Origin of the sequence: Enterobacter sp. RHBSTW-00975 (genome assembly GCF_013615235.1) — a bacterium.
Lineage (GTDB): Bacteria > Pseudomonadota > Gammaproteobacteria > Enterobacterales > Enterobacteriaceae > Enterobacter > Enterobacter ludwigii.
The window spans coordinates 2017564-2036102 of record NZ_CP055883.1 but is presented as its reverse complement, the minus strand read 5'-3'; the positions used below and the strand labels follow the sequence as shown (position 1 = coordinate 2036102).

The following is an 18539-nucleotide window of genomic DNA, read 5'->3' as shown; positions in this document are numbered from 1 at the left end:
ACACAACAACACAACAACAGTCACGAGGAACGCCCATGAGTATGTCTTCCATACCTTCGCATTCCCCATCCGGTAAGCTCTATGGCTGGGTTGAAAGGATCGGCAATAAAGTGCCGCACCCTTTCCTGCTTTTTATCTGGTTGATCGTGGTTTTGATGGTGGCGACAGCGGTGCTGTCCGCCTTTGATGTCAGCGTGCGCAGTCCGGCCGATGGCAGTATGGTGGCGGTCAAGAACCTGTTGAGTGTCGAAGGGTTGCACTGGTTCTTACCGAATGTGGTTAAAAACTTCAGCGGCTTCGCCCCGCTGGGAGCCATTCTGGCGCTGGTACTGGGCGCCGGGCTTGCCGAGCGTGTCGGTCTGTTACCGGCGCTGATGGTGAAAATGGCCTCCCACGTCAGCGCGCGTTACGCCAGCTACATGGTGCTGTTTATCGCCTTCTTTAGCCACATCTCCTCTGATGCCGCGCTGGTGATCATGCCGCCCATGGGCGCTCTGATTTTCCTCGCCGTCGGACGCCATCCCGTGGCGGGTCTGCTGTCGGCAATTGCGGGCGTAGGCTGCGGCTTTACCGCCAACCTGCTGATCGTGACCACCGATGTTCTGCTCTCAGGCATCAGCACGGAGGCGGCCAAAACCATCGACACCGCGATGCACGTCAGCGTCATCGACAACTGGTACTTTATGGCCAGCTCGGTGGTCCTGCTGACCCTGGTGGGCGGACTGATTACCGATAAGCTCATTGAGCCGCGTTTAGGGAAATGGGAAGGCCGAAGTGATGAGAAGCTGGAGACGCTGAGTAAAGAGCAACGCGTTGGCCTGCGCGTGGCAGGCGTGGTCTCGCTGGCGTTTATTGCCGCGGTCGCGCTGATGGTGGTACCGGAAAACGGCATCCTGCGCGATCCGGTAAAACATACCGTTCTCCCCTCGCCGTTTATTCAGGGCATTGTGCCGCTGATTATTCTGTTTTTCTTTGTCGTTTCGCTCGCCTATGGGATCGCCACCGGCAAAATTCGCCGTCAGGGCGATCTGCCGCAGCTTATGATCGAACCCATGAAAGAGATGGCGGGCTTTATTGTGATGGTGTTCCCGCTGGCGCAGTTCGTGGCGATGTTTAACTGGAGCAACATGGGCAAATTTATGGCCGTGGGGCTGACCGATGCGCTGGAAGCGGCGGGGTTAAGCGGCGTCCCGGCATTTGTCGGCCTTGCGCTGCTGTCGTCACTGCTGTGCATGTTTATCGCCAGCGGCTCGGCAATCTGGTCGATTCTGGCTCCCATCTTTGTGCCGATGTTTATGATGCTGGGGTTCCACCCCGCGTTTGCCCAGATCCTGTTCCGTATCGCAGACTCCTCCGTCATCCCGCTGGCACCGGTCTCACCGTTTGTTCCGCTGTTTTTAGGCTTCCTGCAGCGCTATAAACCAGAGGCAAAACTGGGTACCTACTATTCGCTGGTTTTACCCTATCCGCTTATCTTTTTAGGGGTATGGCTGGTGATGCTGGTGGCATGGTATCTTGTCGGTCTGCCGATTGGGCCGGGGATTTACCCAAGGCTGCACTAAAGGATTAACGATGCTGAGATTACTCGAAGATAAAATTGCCACGCCGCTTGGTCCACTGTGGGTGATTGCAGACGAGCAGTTCTGTCTGCGCGCCGTTGAGTGGGAAGAACACAGCGACAGGATGGACACGTTGCTCAACGTGCACTATCGCGCGCAGGGTTATGAACGTATCAGCGCCACCAACCCCGGCGGCCTGAGCGACAAACTGACGGCGTACTTCGAGGGCGATCTCAGCATCATTGACACCCTGCCGACCGCCACGGCAGGCACACCTTTCCAGCGCGAAGTCTGGCAGGCACTGCGCAGTATTCCGTGCGGACAGGTCATGCATTACGGCCAGCTCGCCGGGCAACTCGGCCGTGCCGGCGCGGCCCGCGCGGTCGGCGCGGCAAATGGCGCTAACCCCGTCAGTATTGTGGTCCCCTGCCACCGCGTGATTGGCCGCAACGGCACCCTGACTGGCTATGCCGGTGGCGTGCAGCGCAAGGAGTGGTTACTGCGTCACGAGGGGTATCTCCTGCTCTAGTTTCCAGGCTTTTAGTGCTTAATTTTCTTCCGGTTAGGCTAAAAATCCATAATCAAGCTGTGGAATTTCAAGAAGATGGCAACAGGTTGCCGTCTCTTGTCCTTATTGATGGTTTGGCAGGCTTACGTACTTACCAAAAAGATGTTAAAATTGACCAATATCAATTAAGGCTTGAGCAAACCTATGATCCCGGAAAAGCGAATTATACGACGCATTCAGTCTGGCGGTTGTGCTATCCATTGCCAGGATTGCAGCATCAGCCAGCTCTGTATCCCGTTTACCCTGAATGAGCATGAACTCGATCAGCTTGATAATATCATCGAGCGCAAAAAGCCTATTCAGAAAGGGCAGACGCTGTTTAAAGCGGGAGACGAACTGAAATCGCTCTATGCTATCCGTTCTGGCACCATCAAAAGCTACACCATCACGGAACAGGGTGATGAGCAGATCACCGGCTTCCATCTGGCGGGTGACCTGGTTGGCTTTGATGCCATCGGTACTGGCCATCACCCGAGCTTTGCTCAGGCGCTGGAAACCTCAATGGTTTGCGAAATCCCGTTTGAAACGCTGGACGATCTCTCAGGCAAAATGCCCAATCTGCGTCAGCAGATGATGCGTCTGATGAGCGGTGAGATCAAAGGCGATCAGGACATGATTCTGCTACTTTCCAAAAAGAATGCAGAAGAACGCCTGGCCGCGTTTATCTATAACCTCTCACGCCGCTTCGCGGAGCGCGGTTTCTCCCCGCGTGAATTCCGTCTGACCATGACGCGTGGCGATATCGGTAACTACCTGGGCCTGACCGTGGAAACCATCAGCCGTCTGCTGGGTCGTTTCCAGAAAAGCGGAATGCTGGCCGTTAAGGGTAAATACATTACCATCGAAAACGGTGAAGCTCTGGCCGTTCTTGCCGGTCACTCCCGCAACGTGGCATAACGCCCCCGCATGATTGATGCCAGGCCGATAAATTTTTATGATTTATTGGTCTGGTACGTCACCACTTCCGTTTCACCACGTTTCCCTGGCACCGCCCCACTCAGTCCCTGAAAGGTTCTTGTTGAGGTTATGAATTGAGAGAAAGTTTATTTTTCGTTTCAGTCGTTATCGCCTCAGTGACCTTCATATTCATCTGGATCATGCTTGTCGGGCCAATGAAGGGTGAAGAAAAAACCTACGTACAGGATTCAACGACGTTTGCGATTGCGGTGATGGTACTGCTGTTGATTGCCTTTATCGCGGTAACAACAACGGTTCTTTTTCTGTGACAGATTTTCATGATTTATTGATCTGACAAAAACTTCCCCCCTGTTTCATTCAAGATATATAGGTTACTCTTTTAATTACAGACTGTGGTGACAGTAGTAAGGAGACCTGTATGGCAAAGTATCAAAACATGCTGGTGGCTATCGATCCTAACCAGGACGATCAGCCGGCATTACGACGTGCTGTGTATCTACATCAACGGATTGGTGGCAAAATCAAAGCGTTTTTGCCGATCTATGACTTCTCATATGAGATGACCACCCTTCTGTCGCCTGACGAACGCACCGCAATGCGTCAGGGAGTGATCAGCCAGCGTACCGCGTGGATCCGTGAACAGGCCAAATATTACCTGGAAGCGGGTGTTCCTATCGATATTAAAGTGGTCTGGCATAACCGACCTTTCGAAGCCATTATCCAGGAAGTGGTCGCCGGTGGGCACGACCTGTTGCTGAAAATGGCGCACCAGCACGACAAGCTGGAATCCGTGATCTTTACCCCTACCGACTGGCACCTGCTGCGTAAATGCCCTTGCCCGGTGTGGATGGTGAAAGACCAGCCGTGGCCAGAAGGCGGCAAGGCCGTCGTGGCTGTCAACCTGGCGAGCGAGGAGGATTACCACAATTCGCTCAATGAAAAGCTGGTCAAGGAGACGATCCAGCTTGCCGAGCAGGTTAACCACACTGAAGTCCATCTGGTGGGCGCTTACCCGGTAACACCGATTAATATTGCCATCGAGCTGCCTGAATTTGACCCGAGCGTGTATAACGATGCGATCCGGGGGCAGCACCTGCTGGCCATGAAGGCGTTACGCCAGAAATTCAGCATCGATGAGAAAATGACACATGTGGAAAAAGGGTTGCCTGAAGAGGTGATCCCGGATTTAGCAGAACATCTGCAGGCGGGGATTGTGGTACTGGGTACCATTGGCCGGACCGGTATTTCTGCCGCATTCCTGGGCAATACCGCCGAACAGGTGATCGACCATCTGCGCTGTGACCTGCTGGTCATCAAGCCGGATGAGTATCAGACACCGGTTGAACTGGACGACCCGGAAGACGACTAAGTTCAGACATAAAAAAACCGCCGTTTCCGGCGGTTTTTTTTGTCGCTGATTTACAGCGATTTCAGAATCGCATCGACACTGGCTTTTGCATCGCCAAACAGCATGTGCGTGTTCTCTTTAAAGAACAGCGGGTTCTGAACCCCTGCATAACCGGTGTTCATGGAACGTTTGAAGACAATCACGTTCTGCGCCTTCCACACTTCCAGAACCGGCATACCGGCAATTGGGCTACGCGGATCGTCCTGCGCCGCCGGGTTAACGGTGTCGTTGGCACCAATAACCAGGACGGTGTCGGTATCGGTGAAATCATCGTTGATCTCATCCATCTCCAGCACGATGTCGTAAGGCACTTTCGCTTCCGCCAGCAGCACGTTCATGTGGCCTGGCAGACGCCCCGCTACCGGGTGAATGCCAAAGCGAACCTTGATACCACGCGCACGCAGCTTCTCGGTGATCTCCGCAACCGGATACTGAGCCTGCGCCACCGCCATGCCGTAGCCTGGGGTAATGATGACCGAGTGTGAGTTTTTCAGCATCTCTGCGGTATCTTCCGCGGTGATCTCACGGTGCTCACCCACTTCTTCGTCAGAACCGGTTGAGGAGCCGTCCGAACCAAAGCCACCCGCGATAACGCTGATAAACGAACGGTTCATCGCCTTACACATGATGTAAGACAGGATCGCACCAGAAGAACCGACCAGCGCACCGGTGACGATCAACAGATCGTTGCTCAGCATGAAGCCTGCCGCCGCCGCGGCCCAACCGGAGTAGGAGTTCAGCATGGAGACAACCACTGGCATATCGGCACCACCAATGGAGGCCACCAGGTGCCAGCCAAAGGCCAGAGCAATCAGGGTCATCACCAGTAACGCCAGCACCTGCAGGCCCACGCTTTCAGTGCGCACGAAGACCACCAGCAGCACAAAGGACACGACCAGCGCCGCCAGGTTCAGCTTGTGACGGTTTGGCAGCATCAGCGGTTTAGAAGAGATCTTACCGCGCAGTTTGCCGAACGCGACAATTGAGCCGGTGAAGGTCACCGCACCAATGAAGATGCCGAGGAACACTTCCGTCAGATGGATATTGACCAGAATCGGTTCCAAACCGGGTGTGTGGTACAGGTAGCTGTTGAAGCCCACCAGCACCGCCGCCAGCCCCACAAAGCTGTGCAGAATGGCCACCAGCTCCGGCATCTCGGTCATTTCAACGCGTTTCGCCAGGCGAATACCAATCGCGCCACCGATAATCATCGCCACCAGGATCCATGCAACGTTGCCGGTGTCCGGCCCGAAGATGGTGGCAATCAGCGCAATCGCCATCCCGGCGATACCAAAGTTATTTCCCTGCTGAGACGTTTCGTGTTTGGAAAGCCCCGCCAGACTGAAAATAAACAGGATTGCAGCAACAATGTATGCGGCTGTGACTAATCCTCCAGACATATGCTACCCCTTAGCCTTTACGAAACATTTTCAGCATGCGCTGAGTCACGGTGAACCCACCGAAAATATTGATACTGGCGATCAGCACCGCGATAAAGCTCAGGAAGCTTACCCAGCCGCCGTGGCCAATCTGCAGCAGCGCCCCGACCACGATAATCCCGGAGATGGCGTTAGTGACCGACATCAGTGGCGTATGCAGCGCATGGGAGACATTCCACACGACGTAGTACCCCACCACACACGAGAGCGCGAAGACGGTAAAGTGGCCGAGGAATTCTTTCGGCGCGACATCTGCCAGCCAGCCAAACAGAATAATGACCAGCGCCATGATCGCGTACTTGCGCCACGGAGAAGCCGGTTTAGCTGGCTCTTTAGGCTCAGGCGCCGTTTTCGGTGCCGCCTGAGGCTGCGCGGACACCTGAATCGGTGGCGCAGGCCAGGTGATTTCGCCTTCACGCACCACCGTTACGCCACGCACAACAACATCGTCAAAATCAACGGTGATGTTGCCGTCTTTCTCTTTGCAGAGCAGTTTCAGTAGGTTAACAAGGTTGGTACCGTACAGCTGAGAAGACTGCGTTGGCAGACGGCCCGGCAAATCGGTATACCCGATCACCTTCACGCCGTTAGCAGTGGTGGTCACCTGATTTGGCACGGTGTATTCACAGTTGCCACCGTTTTGCGACGCCAGGTCGACGATCACGCTGCCCGACTTCATTGAGTCAACCATCTCACGGGTAATCAGCTTCGGCGCGGGTTTACCGGGGATAAGCGCGGTAGTGACAATGATGTCGACATCTTTTGCCTGCGCGGCGAAGAGTTCCATTTCCGCTTTGATAAAGGCTTCGGACATGACCTTCGCGTAACCGTCACCGCTGCCCGCTTCTTCCTTGAAGTCCAGCTCAAGGAATTCGGCACCCATACTTTGGACTTGTTCTTTTACTTCAGGACGGGTGTCAAAAGCGCGTACGATAGCGCCCAGGCTGTTAGCCGCGCCGATAGCCGCAAGACCCGCCACGCCCGCGCCAATCACCATCACTTTCGCCGGAGGCACTTTCCCTGCCGCGGTGATCTGACCGGTAAAGAAGCGACCAAACTCATGCGCCGCCTCAACAATCGCGCGGTAACCGGCGATATTCGCCATGGAACTTAAGGCATCCAGCGACTGCGCGCGCGAAATACGCGGTACGGAGTCCATGGCCATCACGGTCACGCCACGTGCTGCCAGCTTCTCCATCAACTCAGGATTCTGTGCAGGCCAAATGAAGCTCACCAGCGTCGTGCCGGGATTCAGCAGTTCAATCTCGCTCTCTTCCGGCGCATTAACCTTGAGAATAACGGGCGACTGCCAGACTTCAGCACCGTCCACCACTTCCGCGCCAGCCTGAATAAAGGCCTCGTCATCGAAACTCGCCAGTTTGCCCGCGCCGCGTTCAACTGCGACGGTAAAACCCAGTTTAAGCAGTTGCTCCACCGTTTTCGGTGTTGCCGCTACGCGGGTTTCATTGGCTAACCGTTCTTTTGGTACCCCAATACGCATAGTTTTCCCTTCCATCGGTTTTTGATGATGGTTTGTCGATAAATGCCCGCGGTTTGTATCAACTTTCGCCAGCAGGACAGCGACGACATATGATTAACCCCAGAAAATAAAACAGTAACAAACTTTCTATAACCTACTGAAAATAACGCCCGTGATCTACCGCCAGAAAACACTATTTCTTACTTTATCTGTGAAAAATAAGTGATCTGCGTCGCTGACAGTGATATTTACCTTAAATTCATCGCTGAGACCGATAAATAGCGCAAGCGAAGCGGTAAAAACATGATATAGCGCCATTAGAGAACAACTTATTAACATTAAATTAACTTGTAAAAGTCATAAGCTTTATCAGTTTTGCTTGTCAGACGCCTGTTTTTTCAACATATCACTAAATGTTATCAAATCAGATGATTCAGTGAGCACAGGCTGTGAAAAATGGCGCAGACAGCGACGGGTTTTAAATGCCATAATCGGGACCGTCTCAAATTAACAACAATACCAGTACATGGTTTGCGCAAGGCGAAGGATTATTTTTATGAAGCTTAAGAACACACTCCTGGCGTCCGCACTTCTCTCCGCGACCGCCCTGTCTGCGAATGCCGCGACAGAGTTAACGCCGGAGCAAGCGGCAGCGTTAAAACCTTTTGACCATACGGTCATTGTGGGTCGTTATAATTCTATTGGCGATGCCGTCGCCGCCGCATCAAAAGCCGCCGATAAAAACGGTGCGGCCTCGTTTTACGTTGTTGATCAGTCTGACTCCGGCAACAGCGGTAACCAGCGCGTGACCATTGCGCTGTATAAAGACAATGCGCCGAAAGCTGACGCGCCGAAAAACCGCGTGATTAACGGCGTCGTTGAATTACCGAAAGATCAGGCGATTGAGCTGGAACCTTATGACACCGTCACCGTGCAGGGCTTCTATCGCAGCCAGCCTGAAGTGAACGATGCCATCACCAAAGCCGCAAAAGAAAAAGGCGCGTACTCTTTCTTTATCGTGCGTCAGGTCGATGCTAACCAGGGTGGCAACCAGCGCATTACCGCGTTCATCTATAAAGAAGATGCGAAGAAACGCGTTCTGCAAAGCCCGGACGCCATCCCTGCAGATTCCGAAGCGGGTCGTGCGGCGATAGCGAAAGGCGGCGAAGAAGCGAAGAAAGTGGAAATTCCAGGCGTAGCCACCTCTGCCGCACCAAGCGCTGAAGTGGGCCGTTTCTTCGAAACGCAATCCACCAAAGGTGGCCGTTACTCCGTTACCCTGCCAGACGGAACCAAAATTGAAGAGCTGAACAAAGCCACTGCAGCGCAGATGGTGCCGTTCGACAGCATTAAATTTACCGGCAACTACGGCAACATGACGGAAGTCTCTTATCAGGTCGCGAAACGTGCGGCGAAGAAAGGGGCGAAGTATTACCACATCACCCGCCAGTGGCAGGAACGTGGTAACAACGTGACCATCAGCGCCGACCTGTACAAGTAACAGAACGGTTGACCCGAGGCGGCGCAATGCCGCCTTTTTTGTTACTTTTTTTTGAATTTCGGCCCCACGTCATTGCATGCTTTCGTGACACTCCGTAAAATCCCGCGCCTTAGTGTGATCCACCATTTTTATGCGCCTGTGCGAAATAATTATTCTGGATTTGGACCTTTCATAACAGGAAGCCAATGGAAAAGAAACTAGGCCTGAGTGCTTTGACTGCACTCGTTTTGAGCTCAATGCTGGGTGCGGGCGTGTTCAGCTTACCGCAGAATATGGCGGCGGTCGCAAGCCCTGCCGCACTGCTTATAGGGTGGGGCATCACGGGTGCCGGGATTTTGCTGCTGGCGTTCGCAATGCTGCTGCTGACCCGCATCCGCCCGGATCTGGATGGGGGGATTTTCACTTACGCCCGTGAAGGTTTCGGCGAACTGATTGGCTTCTGTTCCGCATGGGGCTACTGGCTGTGTGCGGTCATCGCAAACGTCTCCTACCTGGTGATCGTCTTTTCGGCGCTCAGTTTCTTTACCGATACCCCTGAACTGCGGTTCTTTGGCGACGGCAATACCTGGCAGTCCATTGTGGGCGCCTCGGTACTGCTTTGGGTTGTTCACTGGTTGATTCTACGTGGCGTACAGACGGCGGCCAGCATTAACCTGGTGGCAACTCTGGCCAAACTGGTTCCGCTCGGCCTGTTTATCGTGCTGGCCTTTATGGCGTTCCGTCTCGATGTGTTCAGTCTCGATTTCAGCGGTGTCGCGCTGGGCGTACCGGTTTGGGAGCAGGTCAAAAACACCATGCTGATCACCCTGTGGGTCTTCATCGGTGTTGAAGGTGCCGTCGTGGTCTCTGCCCGGGCGCGGAATAAGCGCGATGTGGGTCGCGCCACGCTGCTGGCGGTACTGGCGGCGCTGGGCGTGTATCTGATGGTGACGCTGCTGTCGCTGGGGGTGGTCGCGCGTCCTGAACTGGCCGAAATGCGTAACCCGTCGATGGCGGGCCTGATGGTGAAAATGTTCGGACCGTGGGGTGACGTGGTGATTGCCGCGGGGCTGATTATCTCCGTGTGCGGCGCGTACCTGAGCTGGACCATTATGGCGGCAGAAGTGCCGTTTCTGGCCGCAACGCACAAAGCATTTCCACGCCTGTTTGCTCGTCAAAACAAAAACAGCGCGCCGTCGGCCTCACTCTGGCTGACCAACATCAGCGTTCAGGTCTGTCTGGTGCTGATCTGGCTCACAGGTTCAGACTATAACACTCTGCTGACCATCGCCTCGGAGATGATTCTGGTACCCTATTTCTTAGTGGGTGCGTATCTGTTAAAAATCGCCACACGTCCGGCGCACTATGTGGTGGGTGTCGGAGCCTGTATTTACGGCCTGTGGTTGTTGTATGCTTCCGGGCCTATGCATCTGCTGCTGTCGGTGGTGTTGTATGCACCGGGCCTGCTGGTGTTTATCTACGCCCGCCGCACGCATCAGTTAGAGAACGCGCTTAGACGCCGTGAGATGGCCTTAATCGGGCTGTTACTGGTTGCTGCCGTACCGGCAACCTGGATGTTAATGGGATAGAATCGCCTTTCCCATTGTTGAACTGAAAAGGAGAACACGATGGGAAACGCGCAGCAACGCCCAATACTGATTACTGGTGGAGGCCGTCGTATCGGCCTCGCCCTTGCCCATCACTTTCTCAATCTTCGCCATCCGGTCATCATCAGTTACCGCAGCGAATATCCCTCGATTGAGGGGCTACGCAAAGCCGGTGCGATCTGCATTCAGGCCGATTTCTCAACCGATGACGGTATTCTGGCCTTCGCTGATAAAGTGAAATCTACCACCCCCGGGCTGCGCGCCATTATCCATAATGCCAGCGCCTGGCTTCCCGAAAAATCCGGTACGCCACTCAGCGAAACGCTCTCCTGCATGCTGCAGATCCACGTCAATGCGCCCTATCTGCTGAACCATGCCCTGCTCGACCTGCTGCGCGGTCACGGACATGCGGCGGGTGATATTATTCATTTCACCGATTACGTCGTGGAGCGCGGCAGCGACAAGCACATCGCCTATGCGGCCAGTAAAGCTGCACTCGATAACATGACGCGCTCGTTCGCCCGTAAACTTGCCCCTGAAGTTAAGGTGAACGCCATCGCCCCGGCGATGATTTTATTCAACGAAGACGATGATGCGGAGTATCGCCAGCAGGCGCTGAATAAATCGCTGATGAAAATTGCGCCAGGTGAAAAAGAGGTTATCGATCTTATCGATTATCTGCTCACCAGTTGCTACGTCACTGGCAGAACCTTTGCCGTGGACGGCGGTCGTCCGCTGCGCTAGTGAAAGCGGCTCCAGAAGAAGATAAGCACCCAGGCGCTGAGTCCCCAGCAGACAACGGCCCCGCTCAGCGCCAGGGGAAGTCGCATAAAACCGGTGAAGTACCAGAGTGAAAGCAGATAAAGAAAATAAGGGATGATCGACCACATCCCGAACACGATAGTCGTACGCAATGCTTCCGTGCCTCGTTCTGAGGCGACAATATAGTGCGCTATTAACGCAAAGGTCGGGAAGAGTGGGATCAGCCCGGCAATATAATAATTCCTGGTTTTAGCCAGAACACCTATCAGTAACACCACCAGCGCACCCAACGCGGCTTTTATCACCAGCCCCATCTTTTTCCCTATAACAATCAAATAACACTATGAGCCAGAATAACGGAACTGGCGTTAATTATGAAAGATTAATGGAACGTTAAGGTTGTGCGGTGTATGTTGGCTTTTTTCACGATAACAGACGTTGTATGAATAAGATTGTTTATGTTGAAGACGAGCCCGAAGTGGGGCAATTGATCGCCGCCTATCTGGGTAAACATGATATGGACGTCATTGTTGAGCCTCGTGGCGATCGTGCCGAAGAGGTGGTCTTACGTGAAAACCCGGACCTGGTGCTGCTGGACATTATGCTGCCCGGCAAAGATGGCATGACGGTCTGCCGCGATCTGCGCGCCCGGTGGGAGGGCCCTATCGTACTGCTGACCTCGCTGGACAGCGACATGAACCATATTTTGTCACTCGAAATGGGTGCCAATGACTACATTCTTAAAACCACGCCCCCTGCCGTCCTCCTTGCTCGTCTGCGCCTTCATTTACGCCAGCGTGCCAGCGTTGAACGAGAAGCGCCTGCTCAGTCACTGACCCCGCACAAAGCGATGCGTTTTGGTACCTTGTCTATTGATCCGATTAACCGTCAGGTTCTGCTTTCTGGCGAGCTTATCGCCCTTTCCACCGCAGATTTTGACCTGCTCTGGGAACTGGCAACCCACGCCGGGCAGATCATGGACCGCGATGCATTACTGAAAAACCTGCGCGGCGTCAGCTACGACGGAATGGATCGCAGCGTTGACGTGGCTATTTCGCGCCTGCGTAAAAAACTGCAGGATAATGCCACTGAGCCGTACCGCATTAAAACCGTGCGTAACAAGGGCTATCTGTTCGCGCCTCACGCCTGGGAAACCTGATGCCGGTTCCCCACGACACTGTTTAAAACATTACGCAGACGAGGTCTGACAGTTGCATAAAATAAGAACACTCAGCCTGATCTGCAGTTTTGGGTTAACCGGGTGCGTTGTCGCAGATATGGATTCAAGTCATTATGACTATGTTCCGTATATTCAGACTATCCAGAATCCCTGGACCCCGGGCCATACCAATGTGCAACAACGCCGTGAGGATTTGTACGCCTGCGGCGTTGATCGAAAGTATTCGCTCAATTCATGGGACGAAAACTTCAGTCGTAACCGCCTGCTGCCGGGCGAAACGATAGAACAGCAGGATTCCAGGATCAAAAAAATAGAAGACTGTATGAAATCAAAAGGGTACGTTCTGTGGGATTACTCACAATGCGGGCCCCGTAAAAAACCGAGCGGTATGTGTAACTAGTTTGGGTTTGCGTGTTTGTCTTCGACGCAGGTTGTTAACGTATTGATTTTCGGTGAGATTGAATGAAAAAGCTGTTCGTACAGTTTTACCTCCTGCTGTTTGTCTGCTTCCTGGTGATGACCATGCTGGTTGGGCTGGTCTATAAATTCACCGCCGAACGTGCGGGCAGGCAGTCACTGGATGATTTAATGAAAAGCTCGCTCTACCTGATGCGCAGCGAGCTGCGAGAGATCCCGCCACACGACTGGGCCAAGACCTTAAAAGAGCTGGATCTGAACCTGTCGTTTGATCTGCGCATCGAGCCGATGAAGGATTTCGATTTAGAGCCACCCGCCATGCAGCGACTGCGTGACGGGGACATTGTGGCGCTGGATGAGAAATATACCTTTATCCAGCGCATTCCACGGAGCCATTACGTTCTGGCCGTGGGGCCGGTACCTTATCTCTATTATCTGCATCAGATGCGCCTGCTGGACCTTGCCCTGCTGGCTTTCATTGCCATTTCGCTCGCGTTCCCGGTCTTTATCTGGATGAGGCCACACTGGCAGGACATGCTGAAACTGGAATCAGCTGCGCAACGTTTTGGTGACGGGCATTTTACCGAGCGCATTCACTTCGACAGCGGTTCCAGCTTCGAGCGTCTTGGCGTGGCGTTTAACCAGATGGCTGATAACATCAATGCGCTGATTATCAGTAAAAAACAGCTCATTGACGGAATTGCTCACGAGCTGCGTACGCCGCTGGTACGCCTGCGCTATCGGCTGGAGATGAGCGAAAACCTGACGGAGGCCGAGTCTCAGGCGCTGAACCGCGACATTGGTCAGCTTGAGGGCCTCATTGAGGAGCTCCTGACCTACGCGCGCCTCGATCGCCCGCAAAACGAACTGAACCTCAGTACGCCGGACCTGCCCGGCTGGTTACAAACCCATATTGATGATGTCCAGAGCGTAAACCCGCAACGTACCCTGCTGACACACGTCACGCCCGGCGATTATGGCGCACTGGATATGCGTCTGATGGAACGCGTGCTGGATAATCTGATGAACAACGCCATGCGCTATAGCGAGAGCACGCTGCAGATTGGCTTAGATTTACAGGCTAGTCAGGCCTGTCTGACGGTTGAGGACGACGGACCGGGCATCGCCCCGGAAGCGCGTGAAACGGTGTTTGAGCCGTTTGTACGCCTCGACCCCAGCCGCGATCGTGCCACGGGGGGATGTGGCCTCGGGCTGGCAATTGTTTACTCCATTGCGCAGGCGATGGGCGGCACGGTGCATTGTGAAGAGAGCGCACTCGGCGGCGCGCGCTTCTGCTTTAGCTGGCCGGTATATCACAACATCACCCTTCCCGTCCCTGCCTGACCTTTATCGCACGCTGGCCTGACCCGGCGTGCTGTGCTATATGATAAGTATGTTGTAACTAATGAAGAGTTATCATGGCGACGTACGATCTCATCGAAAGGCTGAACAGCACGTTCCGCGACATTGAACACGAGTTACTGACTCTGACCGAACGTTTGCAGACCTGCCGTCTGTTAGCCGCGCGGGTCTTTACCCTGCCGGATGTGGTGAAAGGCGCTGAACACGACCCGCTGGAAACCATAGAGGTACAGCAGCATATCGGCAAAGCGGCGCTGGAACTGACGCTGCGGCACTACCGTCGCCTGTTTATCCAGCAGCAGTCAGAAAACCGCAGCAGTAAGGCGGCCGTTCGTCTGCCGGGCGTAATCTGCCTGCAAACTGATGCAACAACGCGAGAAGCGCTGGAAAACCAGATTGCGCATATCAACACGCTTAAGGCGACGTTTGAAAAGATCATCACTGAAGAGTCGGGTCTGGCCCCTGCCGCCCGTTTTGAATGGGTACACCGACAGCTACCGGGATTAATCACCCTGAATGCCTACCGTACGCTCACGGTACTGCGTCATCCCGCTACGCTTCGCTTCGGCTGGGCCAACAAGCACATCATTAAAAACTTCACCCGGGATGACATTCTGGCGCAGCTGGAAAAGAGTCTGAAGGCACCGCGGACTGTCGCACCGTGGTCACGCGAGCAGTGGATTGAACGGCTTGAGCAGGAGTACCACAGCATCGCCTCACTGCCTGCGGATACCCGGCTTAAGATTAAGCGTCCGGTGAAGGTGCAACCTATCGCGCGCGTCTGGTATTCCGGCCAGCAAAAGCAGGTACAGTATGCCTGCCCGACGCCGCTGATCGCACTTTATGATGCCGATCAGGGGGCCATTGTGCCGGATATTGGCGAACTGCTGAATTACGATGCTGAAAATGTCCAGCATCGTTACAGACCTCAGGCGCAACCGATGCAGCTGATTATTCCGCGGCTGCACCTGTATGTGGCGCAGTGATTATTTCAGGCTGCCGACCATCGATTCCGGGCGTACCCATGCATCAAACTCAGCCTCCGTCAGGTAACCCAATGCCAGAGCGGAGGCTTTCAGCGTCAGCCCCTCTTTATGCGCTTTTTTCGCAATCTCGGCAGCTTTGTCGTAGCCGATATGGGTATTCAGCGCGGTCACCAGCATCAACGACTCATTGAGCAACTGGCTGATGCGCTCGCGGTTTGGCTCAATGCCTGACGCACAGTGCTCGTTGAAACTCTCCATACCGTCCGCCAGCAGGCGTATGGACTGAAGCACGTTGTGAATCACCATCGGGCGATAGACGTTCAGCTCAAAGTTACCGGATGCGCCGCCCATGTTAACGGCAACGTCGTTACCCATTACCTGGCAGCAGAGCATGGTCATGGCTTCACATTGGGTCGGGTTTACTTTGCCCGGCATGATTGAGCTACCCGGCTCGTTCTCCGGAATGCTAATTTCACCGATACCGCAACGGGGACCCGAGGCCAGCCAGCGCACATCATTGGCGATTTTCATCAACGACGCTGCCAGCCCCTTGAGGGCACCGTGGGTATGAACCAGCGCATCACAGGTGGCCAGCGCTTCAAACTTATTCGGCGCCGTGATAAACGGCTGCCCGGTGATGGCCGCCAGCTCGTCGGCAACGCGCACCGCATATTCCGGATGGGTATTTAACCCCGTACCGACCGCCGTTCCGCCCAGCGCCAGCTCTGCAAGATGCGGCAGGCTGTACTCGATGTGCTTGAGGTTATGTTCTAGCATTGCCACCCAGCCGGAAATCTCCTGGCCGAGCGTCAGCGGCGTGGCATCCTGCAGGTGAGTACGTCCTATTTTGACGATATCGCTGAAAGCCTGCGCCTTCTCGCCAAGGGTGGTTTTAAGCACGTTGAGCTGCGGGATCAGCTGTTCACGAAGCGCAATCACCGCCGCCACGTGCATCGCCGTCGGGAAGACGTCGTTCGAACTTTGGCTTTTGTTTACGTCATCGTTCGGGTGAACCTTACGCTCCATACCGCGCACGCCGCCCAGCAGTTCGCTTGCCCGGTTCGCCAGCACTTCGTTCATATTCATGTTGCTCTGGGTGCCAGAACCGGTCTGCCAGATGGCGAGGGGGAATTCATCGGGATGCTTGCCGGCCAGCACTTCATCGGCAGCAGTGATAATCGCGGTGGCCTTATCTGCCGCCAGCAGGCCTAAATCCTGATTCACTTTGGCGGCCGCACGTTTAGTGAGCGCCAGCGCCTGAATCAGCGAGACGGGCATTTTCTCGGTCGAAATACGGAAATGTTCCAGCGAACGCTGGGTTTGCGCGCCCCATAGCTTGTCAGCCGGGACATCGATCGCGCCCATAGAGTCTTTCTCACGGCGTACCGTAGTCATTACTTTCTCCTTGATAACACTGTCGGGATTGCTCACATGCTTCAGAGATAAGTATTGATTGCTTTACAGAAAAGAAATGGCGCTTTGTGCGCTCTTTGATGTGCCGGGTGACGTGAACGCCACCCGGCTATAGTAGATTACTTCACACACGCCGAACATTGAGAGGACTGGATCTGCCTGAAGAAGTCGTTACCTTTGTCATCCACAAGGATAAACGCCGGGAAATCTTCCACTTCAATTTTCCAGATAGCTTCCATACCCAGTTCCGGGTATTCAATGCACTCAAGGCTCTTAATGCTGCCCTGCGCGAGTACGGCAGCCGGACCGCCGATGCTGCCCAGGTAGAAGCCACCGTGTTTATGGCAGGCATCCGTCACCTGCTGGCTACGGTTTCCTTTTGCCAGCATGATCATGCTGCCGCCGTTGGCCTGCAGCTGGTCAACATACGAGTCCATACGGCCTGCGGTGGTCGGGCCTAACGAGCCAGAGGCGTAGCCTTCTGGCGTTTTGGCCGGGCCTGCGTAGTAAATCGGGTGATCTTTGATGTACTGCGGCAGCCCTTCACCGTTGTCCAGACGCTCTTTCAGTTTCGCGTGAGCGATGTCACGACCAACGATGATGGTTCCGTTAAGAGAGAGACGGGTCGACACCGGATACTGAGACAGCTGCGCCAGAATCTCTTTCATCGGACGGTTCAGGTCAACATGAACGGCTTCACCCTCGCCCGCTTTGCGCAACGCTTCAGGAATGTACTTCCCTGGGTTGTTTTCCAGTTTTTCGATCCAGACACCTTCGCGGTTGATCTTCGCCTTGATGTTACGATCCGCAGAACAGGAGACCCCCATCCCGACCGGGCAGGAGGCGCCGTGGCGCGGCAGACGGATCACACGCACATCATGGGCAAAATATTTGCCGCCGAACTGCGCACCCAGACCGAGGTTACGCGCTTCTTCCAGCAGTTCCTGTTCGAGCTGAACATCGCGGAACGCCTGGCCGTGCTCATTCCCTTCGGTAGGCAGGCCGTCGTAGTATTTGGTCGACGCCAGCTTCACCGTTTTCAGGGTGCTCTCTGCCGACGTACCGCCAATCACAAAGGCAATATGGTACGGCGGGCAGGCAGCGGTGCCGAGCGTGCGCATTTTCTCAACCAGGTAATTCTTCAGCTTGCCCGGCGTGAGCAGCGCTTTGGTTTCCTGGTAGAGATAGGTTTTGTTCGCTGAACCGCCACCTTTGGCGATGCAGAGGAATTTGTATTCATCACCGTCCACGCTATACAGGTCAATCTGCGCAGGCAGGTTTGTGCCCGTGTTGACCTCTTTGTACATATCCAGCGCCGCGTTTTGCGAGTAGCGCAGGTTGTCTTCGGTGTAGGTGTTGTACACGCCGTGCGCCAGCGCCGCTTCGTCGCCGCCGCCGGTCCAGACGCGCTGGCCTTTTTTACCCACAATGATGGCCGTGCCGGTGTCCTGGCAGGTAGGTAAAATACCTTTCGCCGCGATATCCGAGTTACGCAGGAACTGCAGGGCGACGTATTTGTCGTTTTCGCTGGCCTGCGGGTCGCTCAGGATATCGGCAACCTGCTGCTGGTGCGCAGGGCGGAGCATAAACGAGGCATCGTGGAAAGCCTGCTGCGCCAGTAACGTCAGCGCCTGCGGATCGACCTTGAGGATCTCCTGCCCTTCGAATTCAGAGACGGAGACGTGATCGCGGGTTAACAGGTAATATTCGGTTTGATCCTTACTGAGGGGGAAAGGATCCTGATAATGAAAGGGTTTGTTCGACATTGTTCTCTCACTTACTGCTTCAGTCTGATTATTTGGGCAGATGTTCCGCTGCCCGCTTAAAAGCGAGTCAGCTTATCCTACACAATTTTTTAACAAAAACTGAGACTAGTACGACTTTTTACATCCACAGGTTACTTCCATGTGGTTTATTGCTTTAATACCCGGAGTTAATTCCACCATTGAATCAGGGCTTG

General features: G+C 54.4%; 15 protein-coding genes. 10 read left to right on the top strand and 5 right to left on the bottom strand.

Features of this window, described 5'->3' with window-relative positions; translation table 11 throughout:
• Positions 1 to 35: 35 nt before the first annotated feature.
• The 4 genes from abgT (at position 36) to uspE (ending at position 4414) form a co-directional block, all read left to right on the top strand.
• Entirely contained in the window at positions 36 to 1562 is a 1527-nt protein-coding gene (abgT, locus tag HV340_RS09865) for a p-aminobenzoyl-glutamate transporter (RefSeq protein ID WP_020884305.1), read from the top strand.
• Positions 1563 to 1572: 10 nt separating this feature from the next.
• Positions 1573 to 2088 carry a methylated-DNA--[protein]-cysteine S-methyltransferase gene (gene ogt, locus HV340_RS09860; RefSeq protein WP_020884306.1) on the top strand — a complete coding sequence of 172 codons (516 nt, stop codon included), beginning with the start codon at positions 1573 to 1575 and terminating at the stop codon, positions 2086 to 2088.
• Positions 2089 to 2271: 183 nt separating this feature from the next.
• Positions 2272 to 3024, top strand: coding sequence for a fumarate/nitrate reduction transcriptional regulator Fnr (gene fnr / locus HV340_RS09855; RefSeq protein WP_014070017.1), 753 nt, complete (start codon positions 2272 to 2274; stop codon positions 3022 to 3024).
• 439 nt (positions 3025 to 3463) lie between these two features.
• Complete coding sequence (uspE, locus tag HV340_RS09845; RefSeq protein WP_014169827.1) at positions 3464 to 4414, top strand: universal stress protein UspE; 951 nt, start codon at positions 3464 to 3466, stop codon at positions 4412 to 4414.
• A gap of 50 nt (positions 4415 to 4464) precedes the next feature.
• On the opposite strand, the gene pntB is transcribed toward uspE, so the two are convergent.
• Complete coding sequence (pntB, locus tag HV340_RS09840) at positions 4465 to 5853, bottom strand: Re/Si-specific NAD(P)(+) transhydrogenase subunit beta (RefSeq protein ID WP_025204333.1); 1389 nt, start codon at positions 5851 to 5853, stop codon at positions 4465 to 4467.
• A gap of 10 nt (positions 5854 to 5863) precedes the next feature.
• Complete coding sequence (gene pntA / locus HV340_RS09835) at positions 5864 to 7393, bottom strand: Re/Si-specific NAD(P)(+) transhydrogenase subunit alpha (protein WP_063925038.1); 1530 nt, start codon at positions 7391 to 7393, stop codon at positions 5864 to 5866.
• 535 nt (positions 7394 to 7928) lie between these two features.
• Here pntA and ydgH point away from each other — a divergent pair.
• The 3 genes from ydgH to folM all read left to right on the top strand — a co-directional run bounded on the left by ydgH (position 7929) and on the right by folM (position 11203).
• Positions 7929 to 8873: a DUF1471 family protein YdgH gene (gene ydgH, locus HV340_RS09830; RefSeq protein ID WP_020884309.1), complete on the top strand. Its 945-nt coding sequence runs from the start codon at positions 7929 to 7931 to the stop codon at positions 8871 to 8873.
• Positions 8874 to 9058: 185 nt separating this feature from the next.
• Entirely contained in the window at positions 9059 to 10441 is a 1383-nt protein-coding gene (locus HV340_RS09825; RefSeq protein ID WP_020884310.1) for an amino acid permease, read from the top strand.
• Between the two features lie 39 nt (positions 10442 to 10480).
• The gene (folM, locus tag HV340_RS09820; RefSeq protein WP_020884311.1) at positions 10481 to 11203 is read left to right on the top strand and encodes a dihydromonapterin reductase; all 723 of its coding nucleotides are present in this window, start codon (positions 10481 to 10483) and stop codon (positions 11201 to 11203) included.
• Here the strand turns inward: folM and HV340_RS09815 are convergent.
• Positions 11200 to 11535, bottom strand: coding sequence for a GlpM family protein (locus HV340_RS09815; RefSeq protein ID WP_025204336.1), 336 nt, complete (start codon positions 11533 to 11535; stop codon positions 11200 to 11202). The genes folM and HV340_RS09815 overlap by 4 nt on opposite strands.
• 128 nt (positions 11536 to 11663) lie before the next feature.
• Here HV340_RS09815 and rstA point away from each other — a divergent pair, with 128 nt between their 5' ends.
• From rstA to tus, 3 genes are all read left to right on the top strand, one after another.
• Complete coding sequence (gene rstA, locus HV340_RS09810; RefSeq protein WP_025204337.1) at positions 11664 to 12380, top strand: two-component system response regulator RstA; 717 nt, start codon at positions 11664 to 11666, stop codon at positions 12378 to 12380.
• 483 nt (positions 12381 to 12863) lie between these two features.
• Complete coding sequence (gene rstB, locus HV340_RS09805) at positions 12864 to 14162, top strand: two-component system sensor histidine kinase RstB (RefSeq protein ID WP_063925039.1); 1299 nt, start codon at positions 12864 to 12866, stop codon at positions 14160 to 14162.
• Between the two features lie 74 nt (positions 14163 to 14236).
• Positions 14237 to 15166, top strand: a complete 930-nt coding sequence (gene tus, locus HV340_RS09800; protein WP_063925040.1) for a DNA replication terminus site-binding protein — start codon at positions 14237 to 14239, stop codon at positions 15164 to 15166.
• On the opposite strand, the gene fumC is transcribed toward tus, so the two are convergent.
• Positions 15167 to 16561 carry a class II fumarate hydratase gene (fumC, locus tag HV340_RS09795; protein WP_020884315.1) on the bottom strand — a complete coding sequence of 465 codons (1395 nt, stop codon included), beginning with the start codon at positions 16559 to 16561 and terminating at the stop codon, positions 15167 to 15169.
• Positions 16562 to 16698: 137 nt separating this feature from the next.
• Positions 16699 to 18345: a class I fumarate hydratase FumA gene (fumA, locus tag HV340_RS09790; protein WP_025204339.1), complete on the bottom strand. Its 1647-nt coding sequence runs from the start codon at positions 18343 to 18345 to the stop codon at positions 16699 to 16701.
• Between the last annotated feature and the right edge of the window lie 194 nt (positions 18346 to 18539).

Coding starts and splice junctions, on each gene's coding strand:
- uspE (WP_014169827.1), top strand. CDS start 3,464: ATGGCAAAGTATCAAAACATGCTGGTGGCTATCGATCCTAACCAGGAC.
- tus (WP_063925040.1), top strand. CDS start 14,237: ATGGCGACGTACGATCTCATCGAAAGGCTGAACAGCACGTTCCGCGAC.
- rstB (WP_063925039.1), top strand. CDS start 12,864: ATGAAAAAGCTGTTCGTACAGTTTTACCTCCTGCTGTTTGTCTGCTTC.
- pntA (WP_063925038.1), bottom strand. CDS start 7,393: ATGCGTATTGGGGTACCAAAAGAACGGTTAGCCAATGAAACCCGCGTA.
- fumC (WP_020884315.1), bottom strand. CDS start 16,561: ATGACTACGGTACGCCGTGAGAAAGACTCTATGGGCGCGATCGATGTC.
- fnr (WP_014070017.1), top strand. CDS start 2,272: ATGATCCCGGAAAAGCGAATTATACGACGCATTCAGTCTGGCGGTTGT.
- fumA (WP_025204339.1), bottom strand. CDS start 18,345: ATGTCGAACAAACCCTTTCATTATCAGGATCCTTTCCCCCTCAGTAAG.
- folM (WP_020884311.1), top strand. CDS start 10,481: ATGGGAAACGCGCAGCAACGCCCAATACTGATTACTGGTGGAGGCCGT.
- HV340_RS09815 (WP_025204336.1), bottom strand. CDS start 11,535: ATGGGGCTGGTGATAAAAGCCGCGTTGGGTGCGCTGGTGGTGTTACTG.
- ogt (WP_020884306.1), top strand. CDS start 1,573: ATGCTGAGATTACTCGAAGATAAAATTGCCACGCCGCTTGGTCCACTG.
- abgT (WP_020884305.1), top strand. CDS start 36: ATGAGTATGTCTTCCATACCTTCGCATTCCCCATCCGGTAAGCTCTAT.
- rstA (WP_025204337.1), top strand. CDS start 11,664: ATGAATAAGATTGTTTATGTTGAAGACGAGCCCGAAGTGGGGCAATTG.
- ydgH (WP_020884309.1), top strand. CDS start 7,929: ATGAAGCTTAAGAACACACTCCTGGCGTCCGCACTTCTCTCCGCGACC.
- pntB (WP_025204333.1), bottom strand. CDS start 5,853: ATGTCTGGAGGATTAGTCACAGCCGCATACATTGTTGCTGCAATCCTG.
- HV340_RS09825 (WP_020884310.1), top strand. CDS start 9,059: ATGGAAAAGAAACTAGGCCTGAGTGCTTTGACTGCACTCGTTTTGAGC.